This window comes from Actinomadura sp. KC345 (assembly GCF_004348515.1).
Taxonomy (GTDB): domain Bacteria; phylum Actinomycetota; class Actinomycetes; order Streptosporangiales; family Streptosporangiaceae; genus Spirillospora.
Genome location: NZ_SMKH01000266.1, coordinates 1 through 10,859, shown reverse-complemented (window position 1 = coordinate 10,859; position 10,859 = coordinate 1). Strand labels below are relative to the sequence as shown.

9 protein-coding genes and 1 pseudogene are annotated in these 10,859 nt (G+C 71.7%); 9 read left to right on the top strand and 1 reads right to left on the bottom strand.

Features of this window, described 5'->3' with window-relative positions:
* Positions 1-43: 43 nt before the first annotated feature.
* Positions 44-1,252 (top strand): cytochrome P450, encoded by a 1,209-nt coding sequence (locus E1281_RS31350; protein ID WP_131883327.1) that lies wholly within the window; start codon positions 44-46, stop codon positions 1,250-1,252.
* Here the strand turns inward: E1281_RS31350 and E1281_RS31345 are convergent.
* A complete protein-coding gene (locus tag E1281_RS31345) occupies positions 1,237-2,271 on the bottom strand; it encodes an SAM-dependent methyltransferase (RefSeq protein WP_347813324.1) in 1,035 nt (344 codons plus the stop codon). The two genes, E1281_RS31350 and E1281_RS31345, sit on opposite strands and share 16 nt — an antisense overlap.
* Positions 2,272-2,557: 286 nt before the next feature.
* On the opposite strand from E1281_RS31345, the gene E1281_RS31340 reads away from it, so the two are divergent.
* The 8 genes and pseudogenes from E1281_RS31340 to panD form a co-directional block, all read left to right on the top strand.
* Positions 2,558-3,730 (top strand): sensor histidine kinase, encoded by a 1,173-nt coding sequence (locus E1281_RS31340; RefSeq protein ID WP_131883326.1) that lies wholly within the window; start codon positions 2,558-2,560, stop codon positions 3,728-3,730.
* A gap of 48 nt (positions 3,731-3,778) precedes the next feature.
* On the top strand, positions 3,779-4,477 hold the full coding sequence (locus tag E1281_RS31335; protein ID WP_131883325.1) for a response regulator transcription factor: 699 nt from the start codon (positions 3,779-3,781) through the stop codon (positions 4,475-4,477).
* A 159-nt stretch (positions 4,478-4,636) separates the two neighbouring features.
* On the top strand, positions 4,637-4,930 hold the full coding sequence (locus E1281_RS31330) for a DUF320 domain-containing protein (protein WP_243717623.1): 294 nt from the start codon (positions 4,637-4,639) through the stop codon (positions 4,928-4,930).
* A gap of 249 nt (positions 4,931-5,179) precedes the next feature.
* Positions 5,180-5,953: an ABC transporter ATP-binding protein gene (locus E1281_RS31325; RefSeq protein ID WP_131883324.1), complete on the top strand. Its 774-nt coding sequence runs from the start codon at positions 5,180-5,182 to the stop codon at positions 5,951-5,953.
* Positions 5,953-8,448, top strand: a complete 2,496-nt coding sequence (locus E1281_RS31320; protein ID WP_131883323.1) for an FtsX-like permease family protein — start codon at positions 5,953-5,955, stop codon at positions 8,446-8,448. The genes E1281_RS31325 and E1281_RS31320 overlap by 1 nt, the downstream gene beginning before the upstream one ends.
* Positions 8,449-8,740: 292 nt before the next feature.
* Positions 8,741-9,622, top strand: a pseudogene (locus E1281_RS31315) (DUF2520 domain-containing protein); the annotation flags it as partial.
* A gap of 40 nt (positions 9,623-9,662) precedes the next feature.
* Positions 9,663-10,523, top strand: coding sequence for a pantoate--beta-alanine ligase (gene panC / locus E1281_RS31310; protein WP_243717621.1), 861 nt, complete (start codon positions 9,663-9,665; stop codon positions 10,521-10,523).
* Positions 10,523-10,859: aspartate 1-decarboxylase (panD, locus tag E1281_RS31305; protein WP_131883320.1), on the top strand; the 337-nt coding region annotated here is incomplete at its 3' end. The genes panC and panD, both read left to right, overlap by 1 nt.

Genomic DNA, 10,859 nt, shown 5'->3' with positions numbered 1-10,859 from the left:
GGGCAACGCCGTGAATATCGTCGGGACATGAGTGAGGTGGCGTATGAGTGACGTGGCGTATGACCCCTGGTCCGCCGAGTTCGTCGCGGACCCGTATCCGGTGTTCGAGCGGCTCCGTACCGAGTGGCCGGTGTTCTTCCATGAACCCACGGGCCAGTGGGTGATCAGCCGGTACGAGGACGTCGACGCGCTGCTGCGGGATCGGCGGCTCGGGCGGTCGTACCTCCATATCGCGAGCCACGAGGAGTTCGGGCAGGAGCCCGAGGCGGACTTCCTCAAGCCGTTCTGGGATCTGATCCGCGCCGGGATGCTGGACGTGGAGCCGCCCACGCACACGCGGCTTCGGCGCCTGGTGTCCAAGGCGTTCACGTCCCGGATGGTGGAGGGTCTGCGCCCGACGATCAGGCGGCTCGCCGGCGAACTGGCCGGAGCCCTGGCGGACAAGGGCGGCGGCGACCTGCTCGCCGAGGTCGCCGAGCCGCTTCCGGTGAACGTCATCGCCGAGATGCTCGGCGTCCCGGTGGAGGACAGGCCCCTGCTGCGCCCCTGGTCGGCCGACATCTGCGGGATGTACGAGCTGAACCCGCCGGAGGAGGCGCAGCGAACGGCCGTCCGCGCCGCCGTGGAGTTCTCCGGCTATCTGCGCGGCCTGGCACGCACCCGGCGGGACGAGCCGCGCGACGACCTCATCACCGCCCTCACCCAGGTCGTGGACGAGGGCGACCGGCTCACCGAGGACGAGTTGATCGGCACCTGCGTCCTGCTGCTCAACGCCGGCCATGAGGCCACGGTCAACGCGACCGGCAACGGCTGGTGGTCCCTGTTCCGCAACCCGGGCGAACTGGAGCGCCTCCGCGCCGACCCTTCGCTCGTCCCCACGGCCGTTGAGGAGCTGCTGCGCTACGACACCCCGGCGCCCATGTTCGAACGCTGGGTGTTGCAGGACATCACGGTCGCCGGTGCCGACATCCCCCGAGGCGCCGAGGTCGCTTTGCAGTTCGCGTCCGCCAACCGTGATCCCGAAGTGTTCGCCGACCCGGACCGCCTCGACCTGTCCCGCGACCCGAACCCGCACATCACCTTCGGCCTGGGCATCCACTACTGCCTGGGCGCCCCCTTGGCCCGTATAGAACTCGCCGAGTCTTTCGGGGCGCTCCTCCGGCTGGCTCCTGGCCTGCGTCCGTCCGCCGAGCCGAAGTGGAAGCCCGGCTACGTCCTACGGGGCCTGGAGTCCCTTCACGTGGAGTGCTGACCAGACATGGCCGTGAGAGGAGCGGGGATCGGGATGTCGACGGTCTGGGCGAGCCAGCCGAAGCCGCCCAGGCCGGCCGGGTCGGTCAGTTCGGCGTCCTCGCCGGCGTGGCACAGGGCGGCGAGGTAGCCGCGGGGGTCGCGGTGGGCCAGGTCCAGCGGCGGGCGGGTACCGGAGAGGCCGAGGGCGCGCAGCGCTTCGCGCTGGGTCGTCAGGACGCCGGACGTGGCGCCGGCGCGTTCCCCCGCGCTCACGCAGGCGTCCAGCGCGACGTGGGCGGTGACGTCGCAGGAACCGTCCGGGACGGCGGGGACGGTCGAGCCGTCGCGGTAGCCGGACAGGGTCCCGTACGCGGGACGGGATTCGCGGGAGTGCGAGAAGTCGACGGCGAGCGCGAGCCCCCGGGTGAGCCGTCCGACCACCGCGGCCCAGGCGGCGCAGCGCGGATGGCCGATCTCGGCGCGGTCGCCGGGTTCGCGGAGCGGCCACCAGCGCTCCAGCCAGTCGCGGTCCTCATCCGACGGGGCTGGGCCGGGGCGTTCGGTACCGGTGGACGGGTTGACCAGCATGGTCCTGATGCCGTCCGGGGTGCGCTCGACGACGTCCAGCGGAACGTTGTCGAGCCATTCGTTCGCCACGGCGAGGCCGGTGATCCCGCTCGGCAGGTCCGGACGCCAGACGACCCGCGACGGGATCTCGGCCGGACGGGGGGCGATCTCCACGGCCGTCGGGACGAGCCGCGGCGCCAGTTCGGGAGGCGCGCAGGCCAGGATGTTGCTCACCAGGTGCCCGGACCCGGCGCCGATGTCCACGACGTCCAGCCGTTCGGGGTGGCCGAGCAGAGTGTCGACCTCGACCAGCAGGCGCGCCATGGCGGCGGCGAAACGCGGCGAGGCGTGGACCGAGGTGCGGAAGTGCTCGGCGGGACGTTCTCCGCGCCGGTAGAAGCCGTCTTCCCCGTACAGCGCCCGCTCCATCGCGGTCCGCCATGTCAGCCATTCGGAAACCAACGTCGCCACAACCGCGACGCTACCGTGAGCGTGCGCCCGCCTCCACCGCGCGATGACGCCCGCCGCCCGCCGCATCCGCGACAGAGAGGAGATCCTGCAGGTCTGCCCGCACATGCCCGCCGCTCGACCCGGCGCGGCGGCCACCTGTGATGATCATCTCCGCGGCGCCCGTTTGCGGTTCCGCCCGTGGGTGTCGGTTGAGGGCGCTCGTGGTGTGGCGGGCCGTTCTTGGGGTGGAGAGGGGTCCGACCTGGGGCTGATTTGGGGCTGACCTGCTTGTCCGTACCCTGTCGGCATGGTGGCGAACGCGTGGGACTGGGTGCGGAGGAAGAAGCCGCTGGTCGATGCGTTCTTCGCGTTCCCCGTGCTGCTCGTCTCCCTGCCCGCGCTGGCGGGGGGCGCGTTCGGGTTCGAGCGGGGCGAGTACGTACTGCTGGTGGCCGGGCTGGTCGGCCCTCTCGTCCTGCGCCGGACGTTCCCCCGCACCGTGTACGCCGTGGTCGCGCTGATCTCGGGCGTCCAGTGCGTCCTGAACCTGCAACCGGTCCCGGCGAACCTCGCCGTCCTGATGGGGCTCTACACGGTGACCGCCGGCCTCTCGCTCCGCTGGGGACTGGCGGCACTGCTGGTCGCGGAGATCGGCGCGCTCATGGCGACGTACCGTTACCCGTCCGGCTCCGACGACATGAGGACCTCGTTCGCCATGCTGACGGTGTTCGTGGCGGGTGTGTGGCTTCTCGGTCTGCACATGCGGACGCGCCGGGCCTACTTGCGTTCGGTGGAGGAGCGGGCCGAGCGCCTGGAGCGTGAACGCGACAACGAGGTCAAGATGGCCATGGCCGACGAGCGCGCGCGCATCGCCCGTGAGCTGCACGATGTCGTGGCCCACAACGTCAGCGTGATCGTGGTGCAGGCGGACGGCGCGTCCTACGCGATCGAGACCGACGTGGGCCGGGCCAGGCAGGCGCTCGACACGATCTCCTCGACGGGACGGCTGGCGCTGGCGGAGATGCGGCGGCTTCTCGGCGTCCTGCGTGAGAACGACGACGCCGGGGCGTTCGCGCCGCAGCCGGGGGTGGAGGAGCTGGACGATCTGGTCGAGCACGTCCGCTCGTCCGGGCTGGCGGTGGCGTTCGAGGTGGGCGGGACGCCGACCGCCATGTCGGAGGGACGGCAGCTCACGGTCTACCGGATCGTCCAGGAAGCCCTGACCAATTCACTCAAACATGGAGGGCCGCGTGTGGCGGTGTCGGTGCGGCTGCAGTATGCGGAGGACGCCCTGGAGATCCGGGTGGACGACGACGGACGAGGCGCGACTGCCCCGGATGACGGGCGGGGCCACGGTCTCGCCGGGATGCGGGAGCGCGTCGCCGTGTACGGGGGCGACATCCACGCGGCGCCGCGTCCCGGAGGCGGGTTCGCGGTGGTCGCGCGGATCCCGGTCCGGGAGGAGGTCGGCGCGCCATGACCGGCCTGCGCGAGCGCGCTGTGGCGGTGGCGTCCGGCGGGAGGGTCCATGACGGACGATGAGGACGTGGCGGCGCCCATCCGGGTGGTGCTGGTCGACGACCAGGAGCTCGTCCGCGCCGGATTCACGATGGTGCTGGACGCGCAACCCGACATCGAGGTCGTCGGCGAGGCCGGGGACGGTGTGCAGGCGCTCGAACTGCTGCGCGGCACCCCGGCGGATGTCGTCCTGATGGACGTGCGCATGCCCCGCATGGACGGGATCGAGGCGACCCGCCGGGTCGTGGCGGCGTCCGGGCCGAAGGTCGTCATCCTGACCACGTTCGACCTGGACGAGTACGCGTTCGCCGCGATCAAGGCGGGGGCGGGCGGGTTCCTGCTGAAGGACGCGGGCCCGGCGCAGCTGATCGAGGCGATCAAGTCGGTGCATTCGGGGGACGCGGTGGTGGCGCCGAGCACGACGAAGCGGCTGCTGGACCGGTTCGCGGTTCATCTTCCGGACGCGGAGGAGAAATCGGGCGGCGCGCTGGACACCCTGACCGACCGTGAGGGCGAGGTGCTCCGCCTCGTCGCGCGGGGAATGTCGAACGCGGAGATCGCGGGACGGCTGTACGTCTCCGAGGCGACCGTGAAGACGCATATGGGCAGGATCCTGATGAAGCTGGACCTCCGCGACCGGGTGCAGGCCGTCGTTTTCGCCTATGAGACGGGTCTGGTCAAAAGCGGCCAAAGCGACGACTCTCCGTAACGGCTTGATTACTTCATGGTGACTTCTTGCATTCATCCTGGGGTATCGGATTGATCTACCTGAGAGTAGCTGGGTAACTACCGTACGCGACGCCGCCTTCGCGGGCGTCGTCGGCAATTGTCAGATCGGGCCTGTAAGCCCATGTACGGGAGGACTCTCGTGATCAAGAAGCTTGCCGCGACCGGCATCCTCGGCTTTGCCGTCGCAGCCTCGGCCCTGGCCGCCGCCCCCGCGCACGCCGCCACCTACGGAGGCCACGGCCACGGCCATGGCCACGGCGACAACTGGTTCTCGAAGAACAAGACCAGCGGAAACGGATCGATCCTGGGCGGAACCCAGGTCATCGCGCCCATCTCGATCCCGGTGAACGTCTGCGGCAACGCCGTCGCGGCCGTCGTCGCCAGCGCGAACGCCCAGTGCAAGGGCGGCGCGGAAGTCGAGTACGGGGACTGACACGAACAAGGGCGGACGACCGTCCATCGTGAAGCGCCGGAAACCCTCACGGGTCTCCGGCGCTTTTCGCGTCCCCGGGCGGTCGGTGGCAGGAGGGACGGGAGCGTACGACTCAGGTCGTACTCGCGACCGCCGGATAGCCGTGAGAGTGACGCGGAGCGTGACCGCAGGGGTGATGGCAGGGGCGCGGCGGATTCCTAGCGTGGTTCGTGATCGACCAGACCCCCGACGAACCATGAGGAGCCCATCGTGACCAGCACGTTCGCCGACCCGCCCGGAGGAGCCCCGGCAACCGCGGTACCGCCCGCCGTCACGGCCGAGGGCGTGTCGAAGGTGTACGGGTCCGGTGACGCGGCCGTGCACGCCCTGCGCGGGGTCAGCGCCCGGTTCGACCGGGGCGTGTTCACCGCGATCATGGGGCCGTCCGGGTCCGGGAAGTCCACGCTGATGCACTGCCTGGCCGGGCTCGACACCGTCACCGGCGGTCGCGTAGTCCTCGGCGACGCGGAGATCACCGGGATGGGCGACCGGCGGCTGACGATGCTGCGCCGCGACCGCGTCGGGTTCGTGTTCCAGGCGTTCAACCTGCTGCCGACGCTCACCGCTGAGCACAACATCCTGCTTCCCATGGAGCTCGCGGGGCGCAAGCCGGACCGCGCGTGGTTCGACCGGGTCGTGGACGTCCTGGGCCTGCGCGACAGGCTGGGGCACCGTCCGTCCGAGCTGTCGGGCGGTCAGCAGCAGCGGGTGGCGTGCGCCCGCGCGATCGTCGCCCGCCCCGAGGTGATCTTCGCGGACGAGCCGACCGGCAACCTCGACTCGCGGTCCGGTACCGAGGTGCTCGGGTTCCTGCGCTCCTCCGTCCGGGAGATGGGCCAGACGATCGTGATGGTCACGCATGACCCGGTGGCCGCCTCCTATGCCGACCGGGTGGTGTTCCTGCGGGACGGCGAGATCGTGTCCGAGATCGTCCGTCCGACGCCCGCCGCCGTCCTCGACCTGCTCAAGAGCCTGGAGGCGTGATGCTGAGGACGACCTTGGCGGGCCTGCGCGCCCACAAGCTGAGGCTGCTGCTGACGGCGGTGGCCATCACCCTCGGCGTGGGGTTCATCTCCGGGACGTTCGTACTGACGGACTCGATGGACAAGGGCGTCGCCAAGACCTTCGCGAAATCCGCCGACAAGGTGGACTTCGCGGTGCTGCCGGAAGGCGACGCGCCGGATGCGGGCGTTTCCGCCGACACGTTCCGGAGGATCCGCGCGCTGCCGGGCGTGACCGACGTGCACGGCATGGTGAAGGGCGAGGCCGCCCTGGTCGGCAAGGACGGCAAGGCGGTCGGCGACTTCCCCACCGTGGCCATGTCCGTGCCGTCCGGGGACCTGCTGCGCTACGAGGTCGACAAGGGACGCACCCCGTCCGGCGGCGGCGAGACCGTCCTGGACAGCCGGGTGGCCGAGCGGGAGGGCTTCACCGTCGGCGACACGGTGACGGTCCTGGACCAGAAGAACCGGCCGCACAGGTTCACCGTCGTCGGCCTGGTCGACTTCGGCATCGACGAGGACGCGAGCTTCCTGGGCGCGGTGGGCTTCGACACCCCGACCACGATCACGATGACCGGAAAGAAGAGCTTCCGCGAGATCGACATCGCGGGCGGCGACCGAGCGGCGATCGAAGCCGCCGCCGGTCCGTCAGGCCAGGTCTACAGCGGCACGGAGCTCGGCAAGGAACTGGCGGCGTCCGCGGGCGCCGACACCGAGGTCATCCGGGCCGGGCTGCTGCTCTTCGGGCTGGTCGCCATGCTGGTGTCCGCCCTGGTCATCTACAACACGTTCTCGATCCTGATCGCGCAGCGGATAAGGGAGATGGCGCTGCTGCGCTGCGTCGGCGCGACCCGCCGGCAGGTGTTCGGGGGCGTGGTGGCCGAGTCCGCGGTGGTCGGCCTGGTGGGCTCGCTGATCGGCCTCGCCGCCGGGGTCGGCCTCGGCGCCGGCGGACTCGTCGCGATGAACAGGCTGGACGCCGCCATGGGCGTCGCCGCACCGACCCTCACCGTCCGGACGATCGTGGTCGGCCTCGCGCTCGGCGTCGCCGTGACCGTCCTGTCCGCGCTGATGCCCGCTCGCGCGGCGACCCGCGTGGCGCCGGTCGCCGCGCTGCGCTCGGACCTGGAACCGGGCGGCGGGCGGTTCCGCCTCGGCGTGCCGCGCACGGTGATCGCCGTGCTCCTCGGCGCCGTGGGCCTGGCCATGGGCGTGCTCGGCTCCCTGGTCATGGAGAAGGGCGAGACCGCGATGTACATGGTGGCGTCCGCCGGCGGCGTGTTCTTCCTCGCGGTGATCGCGGCGATGCCGGCGCTCGTCCGGCCGCTCGGGCGGCTCGCGGGGGCGGTCCCGGCTCGGCTCGGCGGCGTCCCGGGACGGCTGGCGGTCGCCAACGCCCAGCGTGCCCCGCGCCGCACCGCGACCACGACGATCGCGCTGACCATCGGCGTCGGGCTGATGAGCCTGTTCGCGGTGATCGCGGCCAGCGGCAAGGCGACCGCGGACCGACAGCTGGAGGAGCAGTTCCCCGTCGAGTTCCAGATCGAGACCCAGAACCTGGAGGGACGCGTCCCGCAGGCGCTCACCGGGACGCTGCGCGACCGCCCCGAGATCGCCACGGTCGTGGAGCGCCGCCAGCAGGACGTCGAGATCGACGGTGATGAGTCGGGGATCTCCACGATCACGCCGTCCGCGCTCGGCACGCTCGTGAACCCGTCGTTCGAGGAGGGCACACTCGCCGCGGCACGCGAGCCGGGAACCGCGATGGTGGACAAGACGACCGCCGAGCAGTCGGGCTACCAGGTCGGGCGGACACTCCGGGTCCAGACCCCGCGGGGCGCCGTTCCCGTGAAGATCACCGCCGTGTACGGCGGGGGTTCCCCGGTCAGCGGGATCATCGTGCCGGAGGCCGACTTCACCCGGTACTTCGGCGCCGTGGACCCGTCGGCCCTGTACGTCGAGAGCCGTGACGGCGTCTCCGCGTCCGCGGCGCGTAGGGCGGTCGACGCCGCCGCGCAGCCGTACCCGGCCGTGAAGGTGGTCTCCGCCGCCGAGTTCAAGGAAACGATGACCGGGGCGATCGACATGATGCTGATGGTCTTCGGCGGGCTGCTCGGCCTGGCGATCATCATCGCGCTGTTCGGCATCGCCAACACGCTCACCCTCTCGGTCGTGGAACGGACGCGGGAGTCGGCGCTGCTGCGGGCCCTCGGCCTCACCAAGCGGCAGCTCCGCCGGATGCTGTCCGTCGAGGCCCTGGTCATGGCCGTGATCGGCGCGTTCACCGGGGTCGTGCTCGGGGTCGCGTTCGGCTGGGCCGCGACGAACGCGATGGGCGAGAGCTCCCGGTTCGCGCTGCCCTACCTCCAGGTCATCGGCTTCGTCCTGCTCGCGGGCGCGGCCGGGACGGTCGCCGCCGTGATGCCCGCTCGGCGCGCCGCCAAGACCTCCATCGTGGAGTCCCTTGCCGCTGACTGAAGTCTTGTCCTTCCCGGTGGCCCACCACTTGGGTGGAGGTCACCGGGAAGGACGAATGTTCACTTGAATGGAGCCTCGGGGTGGCGACCGTCACCCACCGGAGCGCGGAGCCGGGCTCGCGGGTACCCTGTTCGCGTCCGGTACCTCTGAGGACTGGAACGAACCGATGGACCCAGACGTCACGCCCTCTTCCGCGCCCGGAAACGGGCCGGCCTCCTGTGGGGGGACGACCCCTCACACCCCCGGAAACGGCCCGGCCTCCGGCGAGGGTGCGCCCCTCCGGAACGGTCAGGAGACCCCGGAGGACAGGCCCGCGCGGCTCGCGGTCGGCGTGGTCGGCGCCGGCCGCGTCGGCACGGCGCTCGGCGTCGCGCTGTCGCGCGCCGGCCACCGCGTGGTCGCCGCGGCAGCCGTGTCCGAGCGCTCGCGGTCGCGCGTCGAGGAACGCCTCCCGGGCGCCGGCGTGGCGCCGCCGCCGGAGGTCGTCGCGGCCGCCGACCTGGTGCTGCTGACCGTCCCGGACGACGAGCTTCCCGAGCTGGCGGGCGGCCTGGTCTCCGCCGGCGTCCCCGTCACCGGCAAGCTGATCATGCACACCAGCGGACGGTACGGAACCGCCGTCCTCGACCCCCTCACCCGCACCGGCGCCCTGCCGCTCGCGCTGCACCCGGTCATGACCTTCACCGGCCGCCCGGACGACGTGAACCGCCTCACCGGCATCTCGTTCGGCGTCACCTCGCCCGAGCCGCTGCGCCCGGTCGCCGAGGCGCTCGTCCTGGAGATGGGCGGCGAGCCCGTCTGGATCACCGAGGACGCGCGCCCCCTGTACCACGCGGCCCTCGCCGGCGGCGCGAACCACCTGGTCACGCTCGTCGTCGAGGCGATGGACCTGCTGAGCGCCGCCGGTGTCGCCGAGCCCGGCCGCATGCTCGGCCCGCTGCTCGGCGCCGCCCTCGATAACGGCCTGCGCCTCGGCATCGACGGCCTCACCGGCCCGGTCGCCCGCGGCGACGCCGACACCGTGTCCGGGCACATCGACGAGCTGGCCAAGGTGTCCCCGCAGAGCCGCCGCGCCTACATCGCCCTGGCCCGGCTCACCGCCGACCGGGCGCTGGCCGCCGGACTGCTCAAGCCCGAGGATGCCGAGCGCCTCCTCGAAGTACTGGCCGATTGACCAGGGAGAACGCAGTGGCGAACGAGTGGAGGGGGCTGCCGTGGCACCGGTCGTAGCGCGGACGCGGGCGGAGCTGGAGGAGGCCCGCCCCCGGATCGAGGGGACGCTGGCGCTCGTCCCGACCATGGGGGCGCTTCACGAAGGCCACCTCTCCCTGATCCGGCAGGCGCGCCGCAGCGCGGACGCCGTGGCGGTCAGCATCTTCGTCAACCCGCTCCAGTTCGCGCCCGGCGAGGACTTCGACCGCTACCCCCGGACGTTCGAGACCGACCTCCAGGCGTGCGCGGCCGAAGGCGTGGACCTCGTCTTCGCACCGGGCCGCGACGTCATGTACCCGGACGAGCCGCAGGTCACGATCAAGTCCGGCCCGATGGGGGAGATCGTGGAGGGCGCGGCCCGGCCCGGCCACTTCGACGGGATGCTCACCGTCGTGCTCAAGCTGCTCAACCTCCTCCGGCCCGACGTGGCGATCTTCGGGGAGAAGGACGCGCAGCAGCTCGCGATGATCCGGCGGATGGTCGCCGACCTGAACGTGCCCGTCCGGGTCGCCGGGGGCCCGACCGTCCGGGAACCCGACGGCCTGGCCCTGTCGAGCCGGAACCGCTACCTCTCCGCGGCCGAGCGCGAAACCGCCGCGGCGCTCTCCCGCGCCCTGCGCGCCGGGGAGGACGCCGCCGCCGACGGCCCCGATGCCGTGCTCGGTGCGGCCGGTGCCGTCCTGGACAAGGCCGCGAGCGCCGAACCGCCGCTCGCCCTCGACTACCTCGTCCTCGTCGATCCCCTGACGTTCACCGCTCTCGGGGGCGACCGCACCGGCCCCGCCGTCCTGGCCGTCGCCGGCCGCGTCGGCGCCACCCACCTGATCGACAACGTTTCCCTCCACCTCGGCAAGGAGCACTGATGTTCCGGACGATGTTCAAGTCCAAGATCCACCGCGCCACCGTGACGCAGGCGGACCTCCACTACGTCGGATCGCTGACCATCGACCAGGACCTGATGGACGCCGCGGACCTGCTGCCCGGCGAGCAGGTCTCGGTGGTGGACATCGACAACGGCGCCCGCCTGGAGACCTACCTGATCGCGGGCGAGCGCGGCTCGGGCATCATCGGCATCAACGGCGCCGCCGCCCGCCTCGTCCAGCCCGGCGACCTGGTCATCATCATCAGCTACGCCCAGCTCAGCGACGCCGAGGCCCGCGAGTTCGTCCCCCGCGTCGTCCATGTCGACCGCTCCAACA